At 73.4% G+C, this 24,269-nt stretch carries 21 protein-coding genes; 12 read left to right on the top strand and 9 right to left on the bottom strand.

Annotation, left to right across the window (positions count from 1 at the left end; genetic code table 11):
* Positions 1-180: 180 nt before the first annotated feature.
* The 5 genes from PVK37_RS11215 to PVK37_RS11195 all read left to right on the top strand — a co-directional run bounded on the left by PVK37_RS11215 (position 181) and on the right by PVK37_RS11195 (position 5,495).
* Positions 181-1,842, top strand: coding sequence for a hypothetical protein (locus tag PVK37_RS11215; RefSeq protein ID WP_275033791.1), 1,662 nt, complete (start codon positions 181-183; stop codon positions 1,840-1,842).
* Positions 1,842-2,765: a 5'-methylthioadenosine/S-adenosylhomocysteine nucleosidase family protein gene (locus PVK37_RS11210; protein ID WP_275033790.1), complete on the top strand. Its 924-nt coding sequence runs from the start codon at positions 1,842-1,844 to the stop codon at positions 2,763-2,765. Before PVK37_RS11215 ends, PVK37_RS11210 begins: the two co-directional genes overlap by 1 nt.
* Complete coding sequence (locus tag PVK37_RS11205) at positions 2,762-3,598, top strand: hypothetical protein (RefSeq protein WP_275033789.1); 837 nt, start codon at positions 2,762-2,764, stop codon at positions 3,596-3,598. Before PVK37_RS11210 ends, PVK37_RS11205 begins: the two co-directional genes overlap by 4 nt.
* A 37-nt stretch (positions 3,599-3,635) precedes the next feature.
* Positions 3,636-4,340, top strand: a complete 705-nt coding sequence (locus PVK37_RS11200; protein ID WP_275033788.1) for an NUDIX hydrolase — start codon at positions 3,636-3,638, stop codon at positions 4,338-4,340.
* Positions 4,341-4,442: 102 nt separating this feature from the next.
* Positions 4,443-5,495, top strand: a complete 1,053-nt coding sequence (locus tag PVK37_RS11195) for a phosphatidylinositol-specific phospholipase C domain-containing protein (RefSeq protein ID WP_275033787.1) — start codon at positions 4,443-4,445, stop codon at positions 5,493-5,495.
* A gap of 143 nt (positions 5,496-5,638) precedes the next feature.
* Here the strand turns inward: PVK37_RS11195 and PVK37_RS11190 are convergent, their stop codons facing one another.
* Entirely contained in the window at positions 5,639-7,594 is a 1,956-nt protein-coding gene (locus tag PVK37_RS11190) for an AfsR/SARP family transcriptional regulator (RefSeq protein WP_275033786.1), read from the bottom strand.
* Positions 7,595-7,700: 106 nt separating this feature from the next.
* Between PVK37_RS11190 and PVK37_RS11185 the strand changes: the two genes are divergently transcribed.
* Positions 7,701-8,579 carry an alpha/beta fold hydrolase gene (locus PVK37_RS11185; RefSeq protein ID WP_275033785.1) on the top strand — a complete coding sequence of 293 codons (879 nt, stop codon included), beginning with the start codon at positions 7,701-7,703 and terminating at the stop codon, positions 8,577-8,579.
* 4 nt (positions 8,580-8,583) lie between these two features.
* Here PVK37_RS11185 and PVK37_RS11180 read toward each other — a convergent pair whose 3' ends face one another.
* From PVK37_RS11180 to mca, 3 genes are all read right to left on the bottom strand, one after another.
* A complete protein-coding gene (locus PVK37_RS11180; protein ID WP_423791070.1) occupies positions 8,584-11,046 on the bottom strand; it encodes a putative bifunctional diguanylate cyclase/phosphodiesterase in 2,463 nt (820 codons plus the stop codon).
* A 297-nt stretch (positions 11,047-11,343) separates the two neighbouring features.
* The gene (locus PVK37_RS11175; protein ID WP_423791069.1) at positions 11,344-11,583 is read right to left on the bottom strand and encodes a hypothetical protein; all 240 of its coding nucleotides are present in this window, start codon (positions 11,581-11,583) and stop codon (positions 11,344-11,346) included.
* A gap of 51 nt (positions 11,584-11,634) precedes the next feature.
* The gene (gene mca / locus PVK37_RS11170) at positions 11,635-12,522 is read right to left on the bottom strand and encodes a mycothiol conjugate amidase Mca (protein ID WP_275033783.1); all 888 of its coding nucleotides are present in this window, start codon (positions 12,520-12,522) and stop codon (positions 11,635-11,637) included.
* A gap of 206 nt (positions 12,523-12,728) precedes the next feature.
* On the opposite strand from mca, the gene PVK37_RS11165 reads away from it, so the two are divergent.
* Positions 12,729-13,163 carry a DUF4307 domain-containing protein gene (locus PVK37_RS11165; RefSeq protein WP_275033782.1) on the top strand — a complete coding sequence of 145 codons (435 nt, stop codon included), beginning with the start codon at positions 12,729-12,731 and terminating at the stop codon, positions 13,161-13,163.
* A 130-nt stretch (positions 13,164-13,293) separates the two neighbouring features.
* The gene (gene greA, locus PVK37_RS11160; RefSeq protein WP_275033781.1) at positions 13,294-13,794 is read left to right on the top strand and encodes a transcription elongation factor GreA; all 501 of its coding nucleotides are present in this window, start codon (positions 13,294-13,296) and stop codon (positions 13,792-13,794) included.
* Positions 13,795-13,838: 44 nt separating this feature from the next.
* Here the strand turns inward: greA and ilvA are convergent, their stop codons facing one another.
* From ilvA to PVK37_RS11140, 4 genes are all read right to left on the bottom strand, one after another.
* Entirely contained in the window at positions 13,839-15,056 is a 1,218-nt protein-coding gene (gene ilvA / locus PVK37_RS11155; RefSeq protein WP_275033780.1) for a threonine ammonia-lyase, read from the bottom strand.
* A gap of 29 nt (positions 15,057-15,085) precedes the next feature.
* The gene (locus PVK37_RS11150; RefSeq protein ID WP_275033779.1) at positions 15,086-15,796 is read right to left on the bottom strand and encodes a DUF4328 domain-containing protein; all 711 of its coding nucleotides are present in this window, start codon (positions 15,794-15,796) and stop codon (positions 15,086-15,088) included.
* Between the two features lie 145 nt (positions 15,797-15,941).
* Positions 15,942-17,351: an amidase gene (locus PVK37_RS11145; RefSeq protein ID WP_275033778.1), complete on the bottom strand. Its 1,410-nt coding sequence runs from the start codon at positions 17,349-17,351 to the stop codon at positions 15,942-15,944.
* Between the two features lie 16 nt (positions 17,352-17,367).
* Positions 17,368-18,510, bottom strand: coding sequence for a cystathionine gamma-synthase (locus tag PVK37_RS11140; RefSeq protein ID WP_275033777.1), 1,143 nt, complete (start codon positions 18,508-18,510; stop codon positions 17,368-17,370).
* A gap of 69 nt (positions 18,511-18,579) precedes the next feature.
* Here PVK37_RS11140 and PVK37_RS11135 point away from each other — a divergent pair, with 69 nt between their 5' ends.
* A complete protein-coding gene (locus PVK37_RS11135) occupies positions 18,580-19,005 on the top strand; it encodes an HIT family protein (protein ID WP_275033776.1) in 426 nt (141 codons plus the stop codon).
* Here the strand turns inward: PVK37_RS11135 and PVK37_RS11130 are convergent.
* Entirely contained in the window at positions 18,960-19,445 is a 486-nt protein-coding gene (locus tag PVK37_RS11130) for a GNAT family N-acetyltransferase (RefSeq protein ID WP_275033775.1), read from the bottom strand. The two genes, PVK37_RS11135 and PVK37_RS11130, sit on opposite strands and share 46 nt — an antisense overlap.
* A 145-nt stretch (positions 19,446-19,590) precedes the next feature.
* Here PVK37_RS11130 and msrA point away from each other — a divergent pair, with 145 nt between their 5' ends.
* The 3 genes from msrA (at position 19,591) to ngg (ending at position 24,268) form a co-directional block, all read left to right on the top strand.
* Positions 19,591-20,253 (top strand): peptide-methionine (S)-S-oxide reductase MsrA, encoded by a 663-nt coding sequence (msrA, locus tag PVK37_RS11125; protein ID WP_275033774.1) that lies wholly within the window; start codon positions 19,591-19,593, stop codon positions 20,251-20,253.
* A 353-nt stretch (positions 20,254-20,606) separates the two neighbouring features.
* A complete protein-coding gene (locus PVK37_RS11120; RefSeq protein WP_275033773.1) occupies positions 20,607-22,391 on the top strand; it encodes an N-acetylglutaminylglutamine amidotransferase in 1,785 nt (594 codons plus the stop codon).
* 2 nt (positions 22,392-22,393) lie between these two features.
* On the top strand, positions 22,394-24,268 hold the full coding sequence (ngg, locus tag PVK37_RS11115; RefSeq protein ID WP_275033772.1) for an N-acetylglutaminylglutamine synthetase: 1,875 nt from the start codon (positions 22,394-22,396) through the stop codon (positions 24,266-24,268).
* The last annotated feature ends 1 nt before the right edge of the window (position 24,269 follow it).

The raw sequence follows: 24,269 nt of genomic DNA, 5'->3' as shown, positions 1-24,269 counted from the left end.
GGTCACCTCCGGGGGGCTAATCGTCTGGTTGACATGAAGTACGCTCAGCCGTACCGTCGAGTTATCGTCAGATAAACATTAACTGGCTCGGCCACGCGGGCGGCAGCGCCGCGAGCGGCCACCCCCTCCGGATCACCTCTCGGCCCACCACGGCCACTACCAGCCACGGACGGGACCACCATGACCGACACACCCCGCAGCGCACTCCCCGCCGCGCCGACCCCGCCACCCACCCCGGCACCGCCCGCCGCCTCCAGCGCCACCCGGCACCTCTGCGCCGGGGCGTACCTGGACGACGAGTTCCACCGGGCCAGCCTCAACCAGGTCTACCACCAGGACCGCCGGCTGGTCGCCCCGTCGTACGGCTTCGACCTGGTCGCCGTGCTCGGGCACTGCCTGCGGGCCCGCCGGCTCGCCGTCGTCCGCGACGCCACCACCCTCGGGGTGCTGGTCCTCACCGCCTGTGTCTCCCCGCTCGCCGCGGTCTTCGTCTTCGGCACGCTGATCACCCTCTACCTGGTCACCTCGACCGTACGGCTGATCCAGGACACCATGCGGGAGCTGCGCCGGGGACGCTCCGCCAGCGCGGGGCTCATCCTCGGCCGGACCCTGCTCGTCCTGTTCCGCTTCGTCGTGGCGACCGTGCTCTTCATGTTCCTCGCGATCCTCACCACCACAGTCGCCGCCGCCACGTCGTTCGGCGCCGCCACCAGCCTGACCAGCCTCGGCCTACACCCGGCCACCCTGCTGACGATCCTGCTGATCGTCCTCGCGCCACCGGTGGCGGCGAGCCTGTGGCGGCAGAGCCGGCTCGACGAGTTCACCCCCGGCCGGATGCCCAGCCCGCCGGCACGCTCGCCCCGGTTCGACGACATCCGGCGGCAGGAGCACGGCAACACCGTGGTCTTCTCCGGCTACCGGCCGTTCGTCGGCGCCGGCTTCCTCTGGAAGAACTGGGGCTTCGCCCAGCGGCTGGTCCGGGCGGCCAGCCCGCTGAAGGGACTGGTCCCGGAGGGCGAGCGGGAGTTCGCCACCGCCCCCTTCACCGCCGCCGAACTGGTCGACCACCTGCGGGCCGAACTCACCGCGCTGACCACCGAACCCGAGGCGGAACGCCAGATTCCCGGGCTGACCGTCGCCGACCGGGTCTACCTCGCCGGCACCGAGACCAGCCAGCTCATCCCGTACACCCCGCCGGACCAGGTCGCGGAGATCGTCCGCAACCCCACCGCACCGGCCCGGCACTACCTGGTCTGCCAGGTGGTCTCCTGGCGCGGCGAACTGGTCACCACGGTCCACGTCCACGTCGCGGTCCAGGGCAAGTCCCTGTACGTCGAGTTCACGTCGACCGCGTTGCCGCCCTGCGACGACCGGTTCCGGGTGGTCGACCAGGTCGGCGGAACCGGCCGGGAGGCGTACCTGCGGGCCGCCGTCCGGGGCCTGCTCGACGCCCCGTCGACCATCGGCCGGGCCCCGTTCAACCTGCTCCGGGCCGGGGTGGACGCCGTGCTGAACTCGACCTGGACGACCGCCGACCGGCCGGTGCGCCCCGGCTACGACTACGGGGCGAAGGTCAGCGTCCGGGAACTCGGCATGGCCCCCGACACCCGCAACCACGTACAGACCCAGGAAATCGACAAGTACCAGCGAATCATCGAGCGTCGGCTGCTCGCCGCCGTCCTCGACTTCCTCGACAGCCGTGGGGTGGACACCGCCGAGTACCGGCAGCGGGCCCTGACCGTGCTCAACGCCGGCGCGGTGGTCACCGGAGGTTCCCTCACCGTGCACGGCGACCTGACCAGCACCCAGAACAACACCGTCCAGTCCGGCGGAGGAGACTGATGAACGCGCAACCAGCCTGGCACAACACCGGCATGACGGTCACCGGCGGCACCGTCCAGGTCGGTGGGGACGTCCGGGCCGAGCAGCACAACCACGTGACGCCGACGCCCATCGCCCGGGCCGCCGCCGCCAGCGGCCGGGCCGGCCGGCGGGCCGACGTCGGCATCCTCACCGTCCTGCGGGAGGAGATGTCCGCGGTGGTCGAGGTGCTCAGCCGGGTGCCGGACCACCGGACCGAGCAGCTGTACGGGGGTTCCACCGTGCACCTGGCCACCGTCGAGGCCCAGGGCGGCCCGCTGCGGGTCGTCGCCATCCAGGCCCTGCAACCGGGTACGCACTCCGCCCTCGTCGCCTACCAGCAGTTGCGTCGTCGGTTCTCCCCGCCGCTGGTCCTGCTGGTCGGCATCGCCGGCGCGGTCCGGGCGGACGTCCGGATCGGGGACGTGGTCCTCGCCGACGAGGTGATCTGGTACGACAGCCGCCGGGAGACCGCCGACGGCCCGCAGCGGCGGGGCTGGACCCAGGCCACCGCGCCGGTGCTGCGGTACCGGGTCAGCGACTTCCTGGTCCGGCACGGCACCGTCGTCCGGTCCCCGGCCGGGCCGGAGTTCCACCTCCACCGTGGTCCGATCGGCTCGGGCAACGCGGTGGTGACCGACGCCGACTCGGACATCCGGTCCTGGCTGCGGGAGGTGCACGAGAAGACCCTCGCGGTGGAGACCGAGGCCGGTGGCGTCGCCCAGGCGTTCTACGAGGAGATCGACGAGGACCGGGCGCTGCGCGGCTGGATGACCGTGCGGGGCGTCTCGGACCACGCCGACCGGCACAAGGGACACCGCGACCACGAGGTGGCCGCCCGGCACGCCGCGCTGGTCATGGAGCGGCTCCTGCCGTACCTGCGACTGGTCGAGGACGAGCGATGACCGGCGCCGACGTCCCGCGCCCGGCCCAGACGGCCCCGGGTGGCTCCCGTCGGACCGCGCTGCTGCGCCGGCTGACCGGTCGGGAGCTGGAGGCGTACCTCGTCTCCGGGGCGGCGCTGGTCGTCGGCGCGCTCGGTCTGTTCAACGTGACCAGTCCGGAGGTGGTCGCCGCCGCGACCCTGGCCGTGCTCGGCGTGATCACCTTCGACCTGCTCACCGGCCGCCGCCGGTTGCGGCGCATCGAGTCCACCCTGCGGACCCTCGCCGGCAACCTGCGGGGGGACGGGGCGGACTCGGTGGACCGGCTGCTCACCCCCACCGTTCCGGGCGGGGCGGTGGGGGTGGCCGGGGCGCGGGACATCCGGCTGGTCGGGGTGACGCTGAGCCGGACGATCCGCAACCACCTGGACGAGCTGCGGCAGCAGTTGGCCGCCGGGGCCACGGTACGGGTGGCGCTGATCGACCCGACCGGTACGGCTCCGCAGGAGGCGGCCCGCCGCAACGGACTGGACGCCCTGGGCGGGGGCGAGGTCTTCGAGCACCGCATCCAGCCCACCATCGACCTGCTGGACTACCTGGCCGCCCAGACCGCCGGCGCCGGCCGGCTGGAGGTGCGGCTGCTGCGCTTCGTGCCGGCCTTCGGCATGGTGCTGGTCGACCCGGAGGACCCGGGCGGCCGGATCGCGATCGACATCTACTCGCACCGGCCGGACGGACGCGAGGCAACGGTCACGTTGCGTGCCGAGCGGGACCCGGTCTGGTACCGGCACTTCGCCCTCGAGTTCGATCGCATCTGGGCCAGCGGCCGGGTCCGTGATGAGCACCTCACCTGATGGGGGCGGGCGCGAAGCGGGCCGATACCCTTCCCTGGTGCGCAACCCGCCGGCCGTCTTCAGTATCGCCATCGATCTGGCGATCCTCACCATCCGTGACGACCGGTTGGCGGTCCTGCTGATCGAACGCGGTAAGCCGCCGTTCGCGGGCCGACCCGCGCTGCCCGGCGGGTTCGTCCGCCCGGGTGAGGATCTGGACGACACGGCGGTCCGGGAGCTGTCCGAGGAGACCGGGCTGGACGGTCGCACCCTCCACCTGGAACAGGTCCGCACGTACGCCGCGCCGGGGCGCGACCCGCGTGGCGCGGTCGCCTCGGTCGCGTACCTGGCCATCGCTCCGGACCTGCCGGTGCCGGTGGCCGGCACGGACGCGGCGCGGGCCCGGTGGGAACCGGTCGACGACGATCGGCTGGGCCGGCCGTGGCTCGCCTTCGACCATGACACCATCCTGGCCGACGCGCTCGAACGGGCGCGGGCCAAGCTGGAGTACTCGCCGCTGGCGACCGCCTTCTGCGGCGAGACCTTCACCATCGGTGAGCTGCGCGCCGTCTACGAGGCCGTCTGGCAGGTACGCCTCGACCCCCGCAACTTCCACCGCAAGGTCACCGGGGTGGACGGTTTCGTGGTGCCGACCGGTGAGCGTCGCAGCCCGCCGACCGGCCGGCCCGCCGCGCTCTACCGCCGGGGCGACGCGAGCATGCTGTATCCGGCGATGCTGCGGCCGGGCACCGGTCGTCCGTAGGGAAGGGATTCCCCGGCGGGTCTTCCGCCGTTCAGATTCATCGACTTTCATCAGTGCATGCCCGGCGGTCGTCGCCGGCCTTCCTTCCCCCAGGAGGCACGCATGCGCCCCTCCCGTCCCCTGTCGGTGCTCGCCTCGCTCACGGTCGCGGCGGCCCTGCTCACCGCCGGAGCGAGCCAGGCCGCCGCCGGACCGCCCCGGGCCGCCGCCGGCCCGGACAGCCGGGTCTCGGCCACCACCACCGTCGGCACCCACAACGCGTACGAGAAGGAGACGTACCCCTACCTGGCGCGGGCGCTCGACGCCCGGCCCGGCATGATCGAGCTGGACGTCTGGCCGGACATCATCACCAACCAGTGGCGGGTCAGCCACTCGAACCCGCTCGGGAACAACAACAACTGCGTGGCCGCCACCAGCGCCGACCAGCTCTACACCGGAACCCGCAACCGGAACCTCGAACACTGCCTGGACAACATCCGGCTCTGGCTGACCGCCCACCCCGACGCCGGCCCGCTGCACCTCAAACTGGAGCTGAAGACCGGGTTCAGCGCCCGTACCGGGCAGGGGCCGACGCAGCTCGACGCGGTGCTGGCCGCCCGACTCGGCAACCGGGTGTTCCGTCCGGCCGACCTGCGCGGCGGACACGCCTCGCTGGACGCCGCCGCCCGCGCCGACGCCTGGCCCACCCGGGCCCAGCTCGCCGGCAAGGTGATCGTCCACCTGATCCCCGGCACCGTCGAGGAGGGCAACCCCACCGACACCCTGTGGACCGACGTGGAGTACGCCCGGCACCTCGCCGCCCTCGCCGCCGCCGGCACCCTCGGCAGCGCCCAGGCGTTCCCGGCGGTGCACCGCGCCCAGGCCGGCGACCCGCGCACCCGGTACGCCGAGACCGCCCTCCGACCCTGGTTCGTGATCTTCGACGGGGACGCCACCGCGTACGTCACCGGCGGCATCGACACCGCCTGGTACCACACCAACCACTACCTGCTGGTGATGACCGACGCGCAGCACGTCCCGCCGGCGGTGGGGAACACCGACCCGGCCGCCGCCCGCGCCCGGGTCGCCGAGCTGGCCGCGAAACACGCCAGCGTGGCCTCCGCCGACTGGGCCGCCCTGCCCGACGTGGTCGACGACGTGCACGACCGGGGCTGACCCGAGCGCCGTCCCCGCCGCGTACGCCCCGGGCGGCCCGCCGCCCGGGGCCCGCCTCACCACCGCCCGGTGGCCCGCCAGCCGCCTCACCGCCGCCCGGGGCCCGTCGCCCGCCACCCGGGGCACCGCCGCGCGGCGGGCCGTCAACTGCGGGCGAGGGCCGCGTCGAGCTGGTCGAGATGGCGGGCGACGGGACCGACGGTGAGCATGCCGCTGCCGGCACCGGCCAACTCGCCGACGGCCGGCGTGAGTGCGGTCCGGGCGCGTCCCATCGCCGTCCGGTCGTCCAGGGCGATCGCGGCCTGGGCGGTGAGACACCACAGTGCCTCGAACAGCAGGTCGCGCGGTGGATCCGGGGCCCGGCGCAGCGCCGTGGTGGCCTCGGCCGGCCGGTCCCGTCCCAGCAGGACGAGGGGGCGCGCCCAGGGCGTGTACGGGCCCCAGTCGGTGTCGTCGGCGACGTGGACCGGCGCGCCGTGGGCCACCCGCAGGCACAGCAGGGCCAGTGGCAGCAGGCCCCGTTCGACGCCGGGCATGCCGGCGTGGGCGAGCTGCGCCGCCGCGTCACGGTAGGCCGCCTCCGCGGCCGGTGCCGAGGGCTCCGTCGCGGCCAGTCGCAGCGCGCGGTACCACCGGGTGAACACGCCGACCAGCGGGCGGTCGTGCCGTTCGGCGAGCCGGTCCGCCGCGGCGGCGTGCCGGTCGCCGGCGGCGAAGTCCGCGAGCGCGCCGCAAGCCTGCAGGCGGACGAGATGACCGAGGATCTCGAACGTCCCCAGGCCGTGCCGGACGGAGAGCGCGACCAGTTCGGCGCCGATCCGGTCCCGCTCGGGGGCCAGGCCCGCACGGTGGAAGGTCTGCAGGAACACGCCGTTCAGCGCGAAGGCCAGCAGGGCCGGGTCGCCCAGCCGCCGGGCGATCCGCTCCGCCTCCCGGGCCGCCTCGGGGCCGCGCCGTGCACGGGTACCGCGTGACTCCACTGCGATCGTCGCCAGCAGTCGGGCCCGGGTGGCCTCGGACGAGCCCGGACGCAGGGCGGCCAGGGCCCGCTCGGCCGCCGTCACGATCCGGGCCGCCTGCGCCGGATCGTCCGGGCGGGTCCAGATCGCCGGTACGTCGTAACCGCCGACCACCCGGGCGGTGAGATCAGGATCACCCACCTGTTCGGCGGCGGCGATGGCCGCGATCCGCTGCTCCCGGGCCGCCTCGAGGCCGCTCGCCCCCGTCACGGCGAGACTCCGCAGCAGGCCGACCGTCGACTCCAGTCGGGCCCCCGAGCCGGCCGCCACGGTGCGGTCGTACGCCGCCGCGGTCTCCGCCCAGACCCGTTCCGGCCCCGGTGCGGCGGACGGGTCGGTCTGCCGGAGGAGGTCGGTCTCCAGCCGACGCAGTCGCGGGCTCGGATCGACACCGAGCTGCTCCAGCAACATGCTGCGGGCCCGGCGCAGCACCGCCAGCGCGTCGCCCTGGCGTCCCGCGCGGTACAGGGCGAGCGCCAGCAGCCGCCACGCCTCCTCGCGCCACGGATGCTCGGCCACGTGGGCGTCGAGATCGGGTACCACGTCCGGGGCCCGTCCGGCTGTCAGTCGCGCCTCGGCCCACTGCTCGACCGCGTTCAGTCGGAGCTGTTCGAGGCGGGACCGCGCGACGCGCGCCCACGGCTCCTCGTCGAAGCCCGCGAACGCGGGCCCCCGCCACCAGCCCAGGGCACGCCCGAGCCGCTCGGCCGCCTCCGGTGGCGGCGCGGTGGACGCGGCGGCGACCTCGTCCTCGAACCGCCAGGCGTCCACCGCGTCCGGCGCCACCCTGAGCGCGTAGCCCGGCCCTTCGGTGACCAGCAACCGGGGTGGCTCGCGGGGTGGACGCTGCGGCTCCAGCGCGCGCCGCAACGCCGCCACGAACGTGCGGACGCTGCCCACCGCGCCGGGCGCGGGCTCCGGCCACAGGTCGGCGACGAGCCGGTCGACCGGCACGACCCGACCGCGCCCGACCAGGAGTCGCGCCAGCACCGCGCGGTGCTTCGGCCCCCTCAGGTCGATCGGCGCGCCGGCACCGTCCCAGGCGACGACCGGCCCGAGCACACCGAACGTGACCTGCACTGATCGAACCGCCCTTCCGTGCCTCCGCTCAACGTATCGCGCTCATCGGCTGCTCATCCGCGGCCGGCAGGCTGGGACCGTCCAGCCGACGACAAGAAGGACGACCATGACCATCACCATTCCCGGTTTCGACTACCAGCGCGTCCCGGTCGACGGGGACGTGACCCTGAACGTGGCGGTCGGGGGTACGGGCAGCCCGATCATGCTGTTGCACGGTTTCCCGCAGACCCACCTCATGTGGCGGCACGTCGCCGTCGACCTGGCCACCGACCACACGGTGATCTGCCCCGACCTGCGCGGCTACGGCGCCAGCGACAAGCCCGACGCACGTAACGCCGACACGTACTCGAAACGGACCATGGCCGCCGACCTGGTCACCCTCGCCGGCAGACTCGGTCACGAAAGCTTCGCCCTGGCCGGACACGACCGTGGTGCCCTCGTCGCCATCCGGGCCGGCCTCGACCATCCCGCCACGGTCACCCGGCTCGCCGTCCTCGACGTCCTGCCAACCCTGGACATGTGGGACATCCTGCACGGATCCTCCGCCGCGGTGGCCTTCCACCTGTACCTGATGGCCCAGCCGCCCGGCCTGCCCGAGCAGATGATCAGCGCCAGCGCGGACGCCTTCTTCGGCTACTTCCTCGACGTGTGGGCCCAGGACCCCCGGGCCATTCCCGCCGAGCTGCGGACGGAGTACCTGAAAGCCTCCCGCGAGGCGGTCCCCTCCATCGTCGCCGACTACCGGGCGTCAGCCGGCATCGACATCGAACACGACCGGGCGGACCGCGCCGCCGGGCACCGGCTGTCGATGCCGGTCACCGTCGTCCAGCAGGACTGGGGAGCCGCCCTCGGGTACGACGCCGCCGCGTTGTGGCACCCGTGGGCCGCCGATCTGGACCACCGCACCACCTCGGCCGGGCACTTCATGGCCGAGGAGGCGCCTGACGAGATCATCTCGGTCCTGCGTGCCCTGGCGGCGCGGTAGCCCGTCAGGACGCGCCGTCGGCGCGCAGCGGGAAGACGTTCGCGGTGGCCGAGTCGAGCAGCGAGCCGAGCACCGTGGAGATCTTGTCGGCCGGCATCGGCTTGAAGAAGTGGTAGCCCTGGGCGGCGGTGCAGCCCAGCTCGGCCAGGGCCAGCCGCTGCTCGGCGGTCTCCACGCCCTCGGCGACCACCCGCAACCCCAGCTCGTGGGCGAGCCCGACGGTGGTCCGGACGATCGCCGCCGCCTCCGGCGAGTCGGCCATCCGGATCACGAACGACCGGTCCACCTTCAGCTCGTCCACCGGCACCCGGGTCAGGAAGGTCAACGACGAGAACCCGGTGCCGAAGTCGTCCACCGCGATCTGCACACCCATCGCGCGGAGCGCGCCGAGCACCTCGTCGATCACCTCGAGTTCGCTCATCACCACGGTCTCGGTGATCTCCAGCACCAGCCGCCGGGGCGGAACCTGGTGCCGGCGCAACGCCTCGCCGATCTCCGCCGGCAGCCGGGGGTCGAGCAGGCTCCGCGCCGAGACGTTCACCGAGATCGGCACGTCCAGGCCGTCCCGCGCCCAGCCGGCCGCCACCGCCAGCGCCTTGTCCAGGATGTACCGGGTGAACGCGCCCAACTGTTCACTGTGCTCCACCGGCCGGATGAACTCGGCCGGGGTGAGCAACCCCCGGCGCGGGTGCGCCCAGCGGACCAGCGCCTCCACCCCGGTCGGCGCGCCGGTGGCCAGGTCGACCGCCGGTTGCAGGGCCAGCACCAACTGGTCGTCGACGGCGAGGGCCTCCCGCAGCTCGGCCAGCAGGGTCAGCTGGTCGGTGCTGGCGTCGTCCCGGGCGCTGTCGTACGCCGCGACGCTGCCGCCGCCCTTCTTCGCCTCGTACATCGCGATGTCGGCCCGCCGCAGCAGCTCGGTCAGGTCGGCGGTGCCCGCCCCGGCCACCACCACCCCGACCGACACCTCGGTGGACATCCGCACCCCGGCCACCTCGGTCGGCGCGGCGAGCCGCTCCACGATGTCCCGGGCCCGGCGCAGCGCGTACGTCAGCGGGGCACCGCCGTTGTCGACCACCGGCAGGGCCGTCATGAGTACCGCGAACTCGTCGCCGCCGAGCCGGCCGAGCAGGTCACCGGGGCGGATCAGGACGCCGAGCCGGTTCGCGGTCAGTTGCAGCAGGTGGTCGCCGGCGGTGTGGCCGAGCGTGTCGTTGACCTCTTTGAAGTGGTTGACGTCCAGCAGCAGCAGGGCCACCGGGCGGCCGTGCGCGAGCCGGCGCAGCGCCTCGTCCCCCCGGGACAGCAGCGCGCCCCGGTTGACCAGGCCGGTGAGCGGATCGTGCACCGCGTCGTACGACGATCGCGCGGTGACCAGACGCAACTCGCGGTGGGTGGCCGCGTCGTGCAGCGCGGCGGCCAGGGCGTCCCCGAAGGCGGCGAAGGCGTCCCGTTCGGAGTCGTTCGGCCCGACCGAGCCGGCGAACCGGATCCGCAGTTCACCGACCCGGGTCGCGCCGACGGTCAGCGTACGGACCAGTTCGTGCCCGGTTCCCGGTTCCCGCTCCGGTTCCGGCCCCTCCCGGGCGACCACCTGGCCGCCGACGTCACCCCGGTACCGCCACCACCGGCCGTCGGCCCGGACCACGTGCACGTCGACCAGGTCGGCCTGGAAGAGGGTGAGCGCACCGGTCACCGCGGCGGTGGCGACGCTCCGCTCGTCGAGCTGGTTGAGGGTGCCGGTGGCCTCGGCGAAGGCCCGCCAGGTACGGCGTTCCCCCTCGGCGCGCAGCCGGTGCCGGTAGGTCTGCTGGAGCAGCCAGCACGGCGGCGGCAGGAGCAGCAGCCAGCGCGGGTCGATCCGGACCAGGGCGATCGCCAGCAGCCCCACCGCGACGTTGCCGACGAACATCAGCAGCTTGCCGCGGAGCGCGGCGAGCAGCGGTGGGGTCACCGCGCCCCCGTGCCGCAGGGCCACACTGAGCCCGCCCAGCCAGGCGCTGGCGAGCAGGTACGTCAACGCGCCGGCCAGCAGGGCGAGGGCGAGCATCGGGGTGGGCGGGGCCAGGAAGGGCTGCCCGAGGGCGGTGGTGACCGCGACGGCCAACGCGGTGGCCACGGTGACCGAGGCCACGATCCGGACCAGCTCGAACACCGACCGCCGGTCACCGAGGAGCGACATGAGCCCCCAGGTGAGGCCGGTACCGAGCAGCGCGGCGGCCGGCAGCCAGCCCGCCGGGGCCAGGTACAGCGACACGAGCAGCGCGGCTTCGCCCCAGGTGATGCTCACCGTGCCGGCGGCGGTACGGAACCGCAGCCGGGCGAGCTGGGCGGTACCGAACACCGCGGCGGCGATGCCGAACCGGGCCAGCGGGTGGAGCAGGTCCGCCCCGGGCAGCCGGGCCGGCACGACGAGGCCGACCACGGCCGCGGCCAGCGCGACCGCCAGCAGCACCCCGGTGAGCAGCCGTGCCGGGACCGGGGTGCCGCGGAGTCCGAGCCGGTCGGCTGGACGGCGGCCCGGATCGGAGATCACCGCGGCCCTCCGTCCGGCGCTGGCGCGGCCGGACAGCGGGCAGCCGCCGGTGTCGTAGCGGTCACTGTCGCCCCCTCCCGCGCACGGCCCGGGGGTGCGTGGTCCCCCGGCGGAAGGCTAAGCCAAACCGGCAGACCGCAACAGGGGGTGACGCCCCGGTTCGACCCGGATCATGCCCCGAACGTCCGTTCCGGTGCTGCTGGCACCGCCTGTGCGTGGTTCGGCTTTCTACGGGGCCGAGGGCCGGTCTGTCGGATCAACGACTGCCCGCTCGGCCCCGCCGGTGTCCGTCCGCTGGTCGGGAAACCGGTCCGGCAGGCGGCGCAGCCGGGAGTTCATGTTGCGGATCAGCAGGACGGTGGCCGTGCCGAGCAGCACGATGAGGAACAGACCCATCGGGCCGGCCAGGCCACCCGTACGGGTGTCCCCGAAGTTGTTCTCCGCGAGCACCTGGGCGGCAGCGGTCAGCATGGGTTTCCTCCGATGTGCGAACTACCACCAGGGTAGCCCCGGGCGGGATCAGCCGGCATGGACCCGCTCGCGGACGCCGGCGAACAGGTCGGACTCGGGCAGCGGGCTGTCGACCAGCGACCGGGCCAGTTGGAAGTCCTCGGTCGGCCAGGCCCGCTGCTGGAGCTCCATCGGCACGTGGAACCAGAAGCCGTCCGGGTCGACCTGGGTGGCGTGGGCGCGCAGCGCGTCGTCGCGGACCGGGAAGTACTCCGCGCACTCCACCCGGGTGGTGATCCGGGGGCCCTTGTCCGGCCGGCCGCCCTCCTCCCAGCGCTCCAGCCACTCCCCGTACGGCGAGTTCAGCCCGGCCTCGACGGTGGCCTCGTGCAGCGCGACGATCTTGGCCCGGGAGAAGCCCACGTCGTAGTAGAGCTTCAGCGGCTGCCACGGCTCGCCCAGCTCCGGGTAGCGCTCCGGGTCGCCGGCGGCGTCGAACGCGGCCACGCTGACCTTGTGGCACATGATGTGGTCCGGGTGCGGGTAGCCGCCCTCCTCGTCGTACGTGGTGACCACGTGCGGGCGGAACTGACGCATCAGCTTCACCAGCGGGCCGGCGGCCACCTCGACGTCCTGGAGGCCGAAACAGCCCTCCGGCAGCGGCGGCAGCGGGTCGCCCTCGGGCAGCCCCGAGTCCACGAAGCCGAGCCAGGCCTGCTCGACCCCGAGGATGGCCCGGGCGGCGTCCATCTCGGCCCGCCGGATGTCGCCGATGTTGGCCCACACGTCCGGCCGGTCCAGCTTGGGATTCAGCACGCTGCCGCGTTCCCCCCCGGTGCATGTCACGATCAGCACGTCCACCCCCTCGGCGACGTACTTCGCCGTGGTCGCGGCGCCCTTGCTCGACTCGTCGTCGGGATGGGCGTGGACGGCCATGAGACGCAGTTGCTCTGCCAAAGCCGCACTCCTCGTCTGGGCCCGCCGCCGGACCGGTCCGGACCGACGACTGAGCTGCCAAAATCCTCCTCAGCCTCGGCACACCGGCCGGGACGGTGTCGACATGGGCGCTGACCTGCCGACATCGCAGCGGGGACGGGCTGGGAAGATGGACCAGGCCCATTCTTCCCGATGCCACTGACGAGAACGCCAGGAGATACCCACCGGTGACCGAGACGCACGCCACAACTACACCGGGTGCACCACTATTCCCACCCGGCCGGTACGGTCGGCGGCGGGAACCGGGCCGGCGGCGCCCCTGGCTGACCGCGCTGCTGCTCGCGGTGGTGCTCGCGGTGCTCACCGTCGCCGCGTACCGCCTCTACCAGCGCTACGGCGATCCGACCTACGACGCCCAGGTGATCACCTACACCGACGTCACGGACACCGGGATCCTGGTGGACTTCCAGGTGACCGTGCCGCCCGGCGGGTCGGCGGTGTGCGTCGTGCGGGCCCGGTCGGCGGACGGGGCCGAGGTGGCCCGCGAGGAGGTGCCGGTGAGCGCCCGCCCCGACGAGCGGGCGGTCCGCGTCCAGCACCGGCTGACGACCTCCGCGCGTCCGTTCATCGGCGAGGTTGTCCGCTGCCGCCCACCGTCCTGAGCTGCGGAAACCCTTCAGAGGGCGGTTGTCGGCCGGTCACCGGCGGTATTCGTCACCACTTCTTGTCGGGTGGCACTGGTAACTTGGTGGTTCACCTGTCGGCCAGCCCGCACAACCAAGGAGACCGCCTGTGTCCACCACTGACAACGAGGCGTCCGCCACCTGGCTGTCCCAGGACGCGTACGACCGCCTGAAGGCCGAACTCGACGAGCTGATCGCCAACCGCCCGGCGATGGCTGCCGAGATCAACGCCCGGCGCGAGGAGGGCGACCTGCGGGAGAACGGTGGCTACCACGCCGCCCGCGAGGAGCAGGGCAAGGCGGAGGGACGGATCCGTTACCTCCAGGAGTTCCTGCGCACCGCCCACGTCGGCGAGGCGCCCAGCGCCGATTCGGTGCTGCCCGGCATGGTCGTGACGATCTACTTCGACGACGACCCCGACGACACCGAGACCTTCCTGCTCGGCTCGCGGGAGATCGCGTCGACCACCGAGCTGACCGTGTACAGCCCCGAGTCCGCCCTCGGGCAGGCCATCCTGGGCACCCGGGCCGGCCAGACCGTCACCTACACCGCCCCCAGCGGCGCGGACATCAAGGTGAACGTGGTCTCGTTCGAGCCGTTCTCCGGCTGATCCCCACCCGACACCGGCACGACGCGTCCGGGGTGTGGAACCTCTCACACCTCGGACGCGAACACCTGGTAGCCGCTCGCCCGGAGCGCGCTGATCAGCGTGTCCGAGTGCTCGGCACCCCGGGTCTCCACCGACAGCTCCACCTCCACCTCGCCCAGCCGCAGGTGCGGGTGGGCCCGCTGGTGCACCACGTCGACCACGTTCGCCCGGTGCTCGGCGATCTCGGACAGCAGCGAGGCGAGCTGCCCCGGCCGGTCCACGCAGCGGACGGTGACCCGCAGGTAGCGTCCGGCCGCGGCCAGCCCGTGCTCGATCACCCGCAGCATCAGCAGCGGGTCGATGTTGCCACCGGAGACCACCGCCACGGTCGGTGAGTCGACCTCGACCACCCCGGCCAGCAGGGCGGCCACCCCCACCGCGCCGGCCGGCTCGACGACCTGCTTGTTCCGTTCCAGCAGCATCAGCAGGGCCCGGGAGATGTCCTCCTCGGTCACCGTCACCACCTGGTCGACGAGCTTGCGGACGTGGGTGAAGGTCAACTCGCCGGGACGGCCGACCGCGATGCCGTCGGCGATGGTGGCGAACGCGGGCAGCCGGACCGGCTCGCCGGCCGCCAGCGAGGGCGGGTACGCCGCCGCCCCGGCCGCCTGCACCCCGATCACCCGTACGTCCGGGCGCAGCGCGCGGGCCACCACGGCGATGCCGGAGACCAGACCACCCCCACCGACCCCGGTGACGATGGTCCGCACCTCCGGGCACTGCTCCAGGATCTCCAGCGCCACGGTGCCCTGGCCGGCGATCACGTCCGGATGGTCGAACGGATGGATGAAGACCGCCCCGGTCCGCTCGGCGAAGGTCTGCGCCGCCACCAGGGACTCGTCCACGGTCGCCCCGACCAGCTGCACCTGCGCGCCGTACCCCTTGGTGGCGGCGACCTTCGGCAGCGGCGCGTTCACCGGCATGAAGACCGTGGCGGTGGTGCCGAGCAGGCCGGCGGCCAACGCCACGCCCTGCGCGTGGTTGCCGGCGCTGGCCGCGACGACGCCCCGGTCCCGTTCCGCCGGGTCGAGCCGGGCGATCCGCACGTACGCGCCACGCACCTTGTACGACCCGGCGCGTTGCAGGTGCTCGCACTTGAGCAGGGTGGTCCCGCCGAGCGCGGCGCTGAGCGGGCGGGACGGCTCCAACGGGGTGGCCCGGGTGACTCCGGCGAGCAGCTCCCGCGCTGCCTGTACGTCGGCGAGTTCGACCAGCTCAGTCATGGCCTGATCGTGCCACCTGCCGCTCGAGGTTACTCGGGCGACGGCACGGTCATGCCGGGAACCACCGGCCCGTACGGCTCACCCGACCGCATCCGTGCGTGTTGCGCCGCCGAGATCCGGCGGATCAGCACGATCAGGGTCGCCCCGGCGACCAGACCTGCCAGCGTCGGAAGAAGGTTCCGGTTGAAGGACGCCGTGTAGTGGTCGGCGTAGTCGTAGAACTCGGACCGAAGGGTCGGGGACTCCGGCAGCCGGTCGAACTCGCGGGAGCTGACCCGGTCGGCCCACCGTCCACCGACCAGGAAGACCAGCCAGGAGCCCCACCAGAGGGCCACCAGCCGACCGGACCCGCCACGCCGCAGACTGGACTGCGCGATGTCCCGCATCACCTGGGCCGGGATCACGAAGTTGACGAACGGCACCAGCCAACCGGCGATCGCCCAGCCAGCCGAGTATCCGGGCAGCACACCGGGGAACGCGTCCAGGTTCCGCCGGGCCCGGTAGGTCCACACGATGACCAGGCCGATGGCGGCCAGGTAGGCGACGACGAACGGCACGGCCGTCGCCACCTCGACCAGGGCGGCGACCAGCAGGTTGTCCTGGTCCCCGGTGCCCGCCGCGCGTTCGGCGAGGGACCGGCCGACCAGGGTCGAGGCCAGGCTGAGCAGCGAGCAGACCGCGACGGCGCCGACCGCGATCGAGGCGGCCAGTCCCACCCCGCGCACCGGACGGACCGGCACGCCGGGCACGAGGGCGGGCGCTCCGATCGGCGTCCGACAGGTCGGGCATTCGGTCAGGCGGGGCGAGGTCTCCCCCGCGCAGGTGGTGCAGCGCATGGCCGGCCTTCTCGGGTGTTCGGTGACGAGGTCGGCACACAGTAGACGATCATGCGGTGGCGGGCGATCCCGTTCCGACACGCGGGTAGCCGGGGGCGTGCCGCACCCAGGGGGCCTGCATCTCGAACTGGCCGGCCACCCCGAGCAGCAGCAGCTCCGACCCGGGCGGCCCGACCAGCTGCACCGCCACCGGCAGCCCGTCCGGGCGTCGACCGACCGGTACCACCAGCGCGGGCAGGCCGGCGATGTTCCACGGCGCGGCGTACGGGGCGTACCGGATGCTGGCGGTCATGTTCGCCCGCCAGGAGCGGCCCGACCAGCTTTCCGCCGACGGCGGCGCGCTGGCCAGCGCCGGGGTGAGCAGCAGGTCGACCGAGTGGTCGGCGAAGAAGCCGACGGACCGGTTCCGCCAGTCGGCCCGGTCGGCCTCCCGGACGTAGCCGCGTCGCTGGGCCCAGTCGCCGAGCGCGGTGTGCCACCGGCTGCGCGGCTGCAGGTGCCGCCGGTCCAGGCCGGCGGCCCGGACGTCGGCGGCCGCGGCGGCGAACCAGGTGGCGAGGCCGCGTAACCCGAGCGAGGTCGAGTACACCGGCTCGGCCGGTACGGTGTCGTGCCCGGCGGCGGCGAGCAGCCGGCCGGCGGCGGCGACCGCGTCCCGGTTGGGCGCGTCCGGGTTGACCCCGCGCACCGGGGAGCGGAGCGAAACCCCGACCCGTAGCCGCTGCGGCGGCACCAGTTTCTCCTGCGGACGCCCGGCGATCACCTGGAAGCCCACCGCCGCGTCGGCGACGGTGGTGGTCAGCATGCCGTGCTCGGTCAGGCCGAACCAGTCCTCCGCGCCGAGCTGGCAGGGCACCACGCCCCGGCCGGGTTTGAGCCCGACCAGGCCGCAGCAGGCCGCCGGGATGCGGATCGAACCGAGGCCGTCGTTGCCGTGCGCGATCGGCACCAGGCCGGCGGCGACCGCCGCGGCGGCCCCACCGGACGAACCGCCCGGGGTGCGGCGCGGGTCCCACGGGTTGCGGGTGACCGCGGTCGGGTCGTCGGTCACCGCCCACAGGCCCAGCTCCGGCATCCGGGTGACGCCGAGGATCACCGCGCCCGCGCCGCGCAGCCGGCGGACCACCTCGTGGTCGCGCTCGGCGACCGGGGTACGCGCGGCGGCCGAGCCGTGCCAGGTGGGCAGGCCGGCGACCGGGGTGTTCTCCTTGACCGCGACCGGCACCCCGGCCAACGGCAGGTTCGCCAGGTCCTCCTGCTCGTCGACCTTCTCCGCCTCGGTGATCGCCTCCCCGCCGCGCACCGTACGGAACGCGGCGAGTTCGGCGTCGGCCCGGGCGATGTGGTCGAGGTGGTCGGCCACCACCTGGGTCGCGGAGACGTCGCCCCGGCGTACTCCCCGGGCGATCTGCTTCGCGGTCGCCCCGACCCAGGTCGGCATGATGTCCTGCACGGCCACCCTCCCCAGCCAGCGGTCAGCCCAGCGCCTGCTCCAGATCGGCGAGCAGGTCGTCGACCGTCTCGATGCCGACAGACAGTCGCACGAGATCGCCGGGAACTTCAAGCGGCGAGCCGGCGGCACTTGCGTGTGTCATCCGGCCCGGGTGCTCGATCAGGGACTCCACCCCGCCGAGGGACTCGGCGAGCACGAACAGCTTGGCCCGGTTGCAGATCTCGACCGCGTGCTCCTCACCGCCGGTGGCCCGGAAGGAGATCATGCCGCCGAACCGGCGCATCTGCTTGGCGGCCGTCTCATGTCCGGGGTGCGACGGCAGGCCGGGGTAGATCACCTGGGCCACCTTGGCGTGCCCGTCCAGGTAGGCGGCGATCCGCTCGGCGTTGTCGCAGTGCCGGTCCATCCGTACGCCCAGGGTCTTGATGCCGCGCAGGGTGAGCCAGGCGTCGAACGGGCCGTTGACCGCGCCCATCGCGTTCTGGTGGTACCGCAGGCGCTCGCCCAGTTCCCGGTCCGCGGTGACCAGCGCGCCGCCGACCACGTCCGAGTGCCCGCCGACGTACTTGGTGGTGGAGTGCACCACCACGTCCGCGCCGAAGGCGATCGGCTGCTGGAGGTACGGCGAGGCGAAAGTGTTGTCGACCACCAGCAGCGCCCCGGCGTCGTGCGCGACGGCGGCCAGGGCGGCGATGTCGGCGATGCCCAGCAGCGGGTTGGTGGGCGTCTCCACCCAGACGATCTTCGTGCTGCCGGGGCGGATCGCGGCCCGGACCGCGGCCGGGTCGGACACCTTCGCCGGGGTGTAGTCCAGCCCCCAGCGCTCGTTCACCCGGGCGAAGAGCCGGTACGTGCCGCCGTACGCGTCGTCCGGGATGATCACGTGGTCGCCGGGCCGGCAGACGGTACGCAGCACGGCGTCCTCGGCGGCCAGGCCGCTGGCGAAGGCCAGGCCGACCGACCCGCCCTCCAGCGCGGCGAGGCACTCCTGGAGGGCGTCGCGGGTCGGGTTGCCGGAACGGCTGTACTCGTAACCCAGCCGGGGCGCGCCGACGGCGTCCTGGGCGTAGGTGCTGGTCTGGTATATCGGTGGGATCACCGCGCCGGTGCGGGCCTCCGGGTCCTGGCCGGCGTGGATCGCGAGCGTCTCGAAGCCGTGGTTCATGCCCTGACGCTAGTCCCCCCGGGGTAGCCGCCGGACGGAACCCGGCGGTGCGCCCACTAGCCTGGGCCGATGGCCGGGTGCGTGTTCTGCGGGATCGTGGCGGGTGAGCTGCCGGCGGTCCGGGTGGTCGACGAGCCGGACGGGGTGGCGTTCCTGGACACCCGTCCGGTGTTCAAGGGGCACGTGCTGGTGGTGCCGCGTACCCATCTGGTGACCCTGGCCGACCTGCCGACGGAGGCCCTGGCCGGCTACTTCGGGCTGGTCCGGCGGCTGGCCGTGGCGGTCGAGGCCGGGCTGGACGCGGGCGGCACGTTCGTGGCGATGAACAACAAGGTCTCCCAGTCGGTGCCGCACCTGCACACCCACGTGGTACCCCGGACGAAGGGTGACGGGCTGCGCGGCTTCTTCTGGCCGCGGACCCGGTACACCGACGACGCCGAGGCCCGCTCCTACGCCGACCGGGTCTCCGCCGCGCTCGCCTCCGGGCGTTCGTAGCGGGTGATCCAGAGGCCGGGCGCGGGTTCGGCGTCGGCGACGGGCCGGAAGCCGAGGGATTCGTACAGGCTCCGGGCGGGGTGGTTGGCCCGGCCGGTGGCGACCAGCACCCGCCGGTCACCGGCCCGGGTCAGCACCGCCCGGACCAACGCCCGACCGGTTCCGCGCCGGTGGGCGACCGGGTCGACCACGAGCCGGTCGATGTCGACCGTTGCGGCGTCCTCGGTCCAGGCGACCGCCCCGACCAGCAGGTCGCCGTGGTACGTGCCGAGCCAGCGCAGCGGCGCGGCGCGCAGCTCGGCGACCGTCTCGCGCAGCGGTGGGATGCGGTCGTCACCGATCAGCGCCGCCTCGATCGCGTACGCGGCGTGCTGGACGGCCAGCAGACGCCGCGCGAGCACCTCGTCGGCTGCCGGTTGGATCGTGGTGGGGTCGTTCATCGTCGTGCATCCTGACACCCGACGGGGCCCGGGGACACCGGTTTGCCGGTGCCGGCTGCCGGTACGCCTGACCGACGCTGGGGCGGGTAAGGAAGTCGGGTCGGTGGGTGTTGCAGGGTGGGAAAGCTACGAGAGGAGTCGCATCGTGTTCCTGCGGCGGATGAAGGCCGAACTTGTCACCCCCGACCAGGCCCTGCCCGGCCGGCCGCTCGCCATGCCGGTCAGCGACCGGCACGAGGTGCTCGGTACCCCGCTGAAGGGCCCGTTCCCGCCCGGCGCGGAGGTGGCCGTCTTCGGCATGGGCTGTTTCTGGGGTGCGGAGCGGCTGTTCTGGGGGTTGCCCGGGGTGATCACCACCTCGGTCGGCTACGCGGGCGGCTACACCGAGAACCCGACGTACGAGGAGGTCTGCTCGGGGCGTACCGGGCACGCCGAGGTGGTCCAGGTGGTCTACGACCCGGCGACCATCAGCTACCCGGACCTGCTCAAGGTCTTCTGGGAGAACCACGACCCGACGCAGGGCATGCGGCAGGGCAACGACGTGGGCACCCAGTACCGGTCGACGATCTACGCCAGCACCGACGAGCAGCTCGCCACCGCGCAGGCGTCCCGGGACGCGTTCGCGCCGATCGTGGCCCGGGCCGGCAAGGGCGAGATCACCACCGAGATCACCCGGCTCGGCGACTACTACTTCGCCGAGGACTACCACCAGCAGTACCTGGCCCCGACGAAGAACCCGAACGGGTACTGCAACCACGGGCCGAACGGGCTGAGCTGCCCGGTCGGCGTGGCCCGTACCGCCGGCTGAGGGTCGCCCCGGGCGAGGTCCGGCACCGATCCCGTTCCCGACCGGCCGGGATCGGTGCCGGTACATGACAGTCCTGCGAAGACTCTGCTTCGTGGGGGTTTCGGCGTCCCGGCCGCGACTACCCTCGATGCTGGTCAGCGATGTTGCCGGATCGTGGGACCACGGTGGGAGCGCTGCTGCGAAGTTCGTCACAACGCAGCGCCGCCGCAAATAGGGCATCCGTCCCGGAAGGGCACCGATCCCCTACGGGTCGCCGCCGGCTCGGGCGAAGCTGCGCACTATAGCAACCACCCGCCGATCGGACCATCCTCTCAACAGGCGAAGTATCCGAACCTCTGGCAGCATCTTGTGTCATGTGCGGACTGGCTGGGGAGTTGCGACGGGACGGCGCACGCGCCGACGTGTCGGCCGTGGAACGGATGGCGGCGACCATGCACGACCGGGGCCCCGACGACAGCGGGGTCTGGTCACAGGGGCGGGTCGCCCTCGGGCACCGCCGGCTGAAGATCATCGACCTGTCGGCCGCGAGCGGGCAACCGCTGGTCGACTCGCCCGCCGGGCTGGCCGGCGTCTTCAACGGCTGCATCTACAACTACCGCGAACTGCGCGAGGAGTTGCAGGCCCGGGGGCACCGGTTCTTCTCCTCCGGTGACACCGAGGTGGTGCTCAAGGCGTACGCCGAGTGGGGCGACGACTTCGTCGACCACCTGATCGGCATGTTCGCCGTGGCGATCACCGAGCGGGACACCGGCCGGCTGGTGCTGGCCCGGGACCGGCTCGGCATCAAGCCGCTCTACCTGGCCGAGTCGCCGGACCGGGTCCGGTTCGCCAGCACCCTGCCGGCGCTACTGGCCGGCGGCGGGGTGGACACCGGCATCGATCCGGTCGCCCTCGCGCACTACCTGAGCTTCCACAGCATCGTCCCGCCGCCCCGGACCATCCTGCGCGGCGTCGCCAAGCTGCCCCCGGCCACCGTCCGGGCCTACGAACCGGACGGCCGGGTCACCGAGCGGGTCTACTGGGACCCGTCGTTCACCCGGCACGCCGACCGGGCCGACTGGTCCGAGCGGGACTGGCAGGACGCCCTGCACGAGTCGCTGACCACGGCGGTACGCCGCCGGATGGTCGCCGACGTGCCGGTCGGCGTGCTGCTCTCCGGTGGGCTCGACTCCAGCCTGGTGGTGGCGCTCCTCGCCGAGCAGGGACAGCGCGGCCTGGCCACCTTCTCCATCGGCTTCGAGTCCGTCGGTGGCCGGGAGGGCGACGAGTTCCGCTACTCCGACCTGGTGGCGAAGACCTTCGACACCGACCACCACCAGATCCGGATCGCCGCCGACGACCTCGTCCCGCCGCTGGAGTCGGCGGTCGCGGCGATGAGCGAGCCCATGGTCAGCCACGACTGCGTGGCGTTCTACCTGCTCAGCGAGACGGTCGCCCGGCACGTCAAGGTGGTGCAGTCCGGCCAGGGCGCGGACGAGATCCTCGGCGGCTACCACTGGTACCCGCCGCTGGTGGGCGTCGACCGCGACCGGGCCCTGGACTCGTACGCGAAGGCGTTCTTCGACCGGGACGCGGCCGGGCTGGCCCGCGTCCTCGACCCGGCGTGGCTGGCCGACGGCGACCCGGCGCGGGAGTTCGTGGCCGCGCACCTGGCCCGGCCCGGCGCGGACACCGCGGTCGACGCCGGACTGCGGATCGACACCCAGATCATGTTGACCGACGACCCGGTGAAGCGGGTCGACAACATGACCATGGCGCACGGTCTGGAGGCCCGGGTTCCGTTCCTCGACCACGAGTTCGTGGAACTCGCCGCCACCTGCCCGCCCGAGCTGAAGCTCGCCCAGGGCGGCAAGGGCGTGCTCAAGGAGATCGGCCGCCGGGTGCTGCCCTGGGACGTCATCGACCGCCCCAAGGGTTACTTCCCGGTACCGGGCCTCACCCACCTCGAGGGCAAGGTCCTCGACCGGGTCCGCGACGCGCTGCACGCACCGGCGGCCCGCCGCCGGGGCCTGTTCCGTACCGGGTACGTGGACGCCCTGCTCACCGATCCGAACGCCGAACTCACCCCGCTGAACGGAAACAAGCTGTGGCAACTGGGACTCCTGGAAATGTGGCTCCAGAGCCACGGAATCGACTGACCGTGACCGAGACCCTGGCCACCGGCACGGCCCTGACCGACGGTCAGCGGGCCCGGATCGCCCGGCGACGGGAGCGGGTGGGGCCGGGCGGCGACCCGGTCGCCCCCGGCGAGCCCGGCGGCACCTCGACCGACCCGGACGCGGAGACCCGACCGGCCGGCGGCACCGACGTGGTGCTCGACTGCGGGTGGGGGCGGCTGGTCTTCGGCCAGACGTTCCGGGACCCGGCAGCCGTCGCCGACGTGCTGCGGTCCGAGGCGGCCGGCTCCCGGGACATCTGCATCTACCTGCGCGACCCGCACGTGCTGGTGTCCCGGCTGCACGACGAACTGTTCATCGACCCGTCGCTGACCTACCGGCTGCCGCTGAGCCCGGACGTGGCCGGTGGGCGGGGCCCGATCGGCGGCGAGGCGGCCGGCGACACCGGCGGTGACCTGCCCGGCCTGCGGATCCGTCAGCTCCGCGACGCCGCAGACGCGGACGCGGTGAACCGGATCTACGCCGCCAACGGCATGGTCACCGCGCCGGTGGACGTGCTGGTCGCCAACGCCGCCACCCCGCGTTTCCTGCACCTGGTGGCCGAGTCGAGCACCGGGGAGATCGTCGGCACGATCACCGGCGTGGACCACGTCGAGGTCTTCGCCGACCCGGAGAACGGCGCGAGCCTGTGGTGCCTGACCGTGGACTTCAACACCGCGCCACCCGGCACCGGGCAGGCCCTGCTGACCGAGCTGGCGGCCCGGCTCACCGACCGGGGCCGGGCTTTCGTGGACCTGTCCGTGCTGGCCGAGAACGTCGGCGCGATCCGGCTCTACGAGCGGCTGGGCTTCTACCGGACCGCCACGCTCTGCGTGAAGCGGAAGAACCCGATCAACGAGCGGCTGTTCCTGCCCTCGCTGCCCGCCGGGTACGACCAGCTCAACCCGTACGCCCGGATCGTGGCCGACGAGGCGATGCGCCGGGGCATCCGGGTGGAGATCACCGACCCGGCCTGGGGTGAGCTGCGGTTGACCAGCGGCGGGCGGACCATCCTGACCCGCGAGTCGTTGTCCGAGCTGACCTCGGCGGTGGCGATGAGCCGCTGCGACGACAAGCGGGTCACCCGGCGGATCCTCACCGAGGCCGGGCTGAGCGTGCCCCGGGGCCGCGCCGCCACCGGTGACGACGCGGACGAGGCGTTCCTCGCCGAACTGGGCGCCGTGGTGGTGAAGCCGGCCCGGGGCGAGCAGGGCAACGGGATCACCGTCGGGGTACGCACCCCGGAGGCGCTGCGGACCGCCGTCGAGCTGGCCCGCCGGTACTGCCCGGACGTGCTGATCGAGGAGTTGCGTGCCGGCGAGGACCTGCGGGTGGTCGTGATCGACCACGAGGTGGTGGCGGCGGCGGTGCGTCGGCCGGCCTCGATCGTCGGCGACGGGGTGCACGACATCGCCGAGCTGATCGAGCGGCAGAGCCGCCGCCGGGCCGCCGCCACCGGGGGCGAGTCCCGCATCCCGGTGGACGACATGACCCGCGAGGTGGTCGCCGAGGCCGGCTACGAGCTGCACGACGTACTCCCGGAGGGGACGGTGCTGGCCGTCCGGCGGACCGCCAACCTGCACACCGGCGGCACCATCCACGACGTGACCGGGGAGCTGCACCCGGAGATCGCCGAGGCGTGCGTGACGGCCAGCCGGGCGCTGGACATCCCGGTCACCGGGCTGGACCTGCTGGTCGTCGCGCCGGACCAGCCGGAGCACGTGTTCATCGAGGCGAACGAGCGGCCGGGGCTGGCCAACCACGAGCCGCAGCCGACCGCGGAACGCTTCGTCGACCTGCTCTTCCCCGGCACCCGGGCACCGCAACGTCTCTGGTCCCCGGCGGGTGCGGCATCCTGAC

Origin of the sequence: Micromonospora cathayae (genome assembly GCF_028993575.1) — a bacterium.
Taxonomy (GTDB): Bacteria; Actinomycetota; Actinomycetes; order Mycobacteriales; family Micromonosporaceae; genus Micromonospora; species Micromonospora cathayae.
Note: the sequence above shows the minus strand (reverse complement) of the source record. Positions and strands in the feature narration are given on the sequence as shown.

Coding starts and splice junctions, on each gene's coding strand:
- PVK37_RS11215 (WP_275033791.1), top strand. CDS start 181: ATGACCGACACACCCCGCAGCGCACTCCCCGCCGCGCCGACCCCGCCA.
- PVK37_RS11210 (WP_275033790.1), top strand. CDS start 1,842: ATGAACGCGCAACCAGCCTGGCACAACACCGGCATGACGGTCACCGGC.
- PVK37_RS11205 (WP_275033789.1), top strand. CDS start 2,762: ATGACCGGCGCCGACGTCCCGCGCCCGGCCCAGACGGCCCCGGGTGGC.
- PVK37_RS11195 (WP_275033787.1), top strand. CDS start 4,443: ATGCGCCCCTCCCGTCCCCTGTCGGTGCTCGCCTCGCTCACGGTCGCG.
- PVK37_RS11185 (WP_275033785.1), top strand. CDS start 7,701: ATGACCATCACCATTCCCGGTTTCGACTACCAGCGCGTCCCGGTCGAC.
- ilvA (WP_275033780.1), bottom strand. CDS start 15,056: ATGACTGAGCTGGTCGAACTCGCCGACGTACAGGCAGCGCGGGAGCTG.
- PVK37_RS11140 (WP_275033777.1), bottom strand. CDS start 18,510: ATGAACCACGGCTTCGAGACGCTCGCGATCCACGCCGGCCAGGACCCG.
- PVK37_RS11135 (WP_275033776.1), top strand. CDS start 18,580: ATGGCCGGGTGCGTGTTCTGCGGGATCGTGGCGGGTGAGCTGCCGGCG.
- PVK37_RS11130 (WP_275033775.1), bottom strand. CDS start 19,445: ATGAACGACCCCACCACGATCCAACCGGCAGCCGACGAGGTGCTCGCG.
- PVK37_RS11120 (WP_275033773.1), top strand. CDS start 20,607: ATGTGCGGACTGGCTGGGGAGTTGCGACGGGACGGCGCACGCGCCGAC.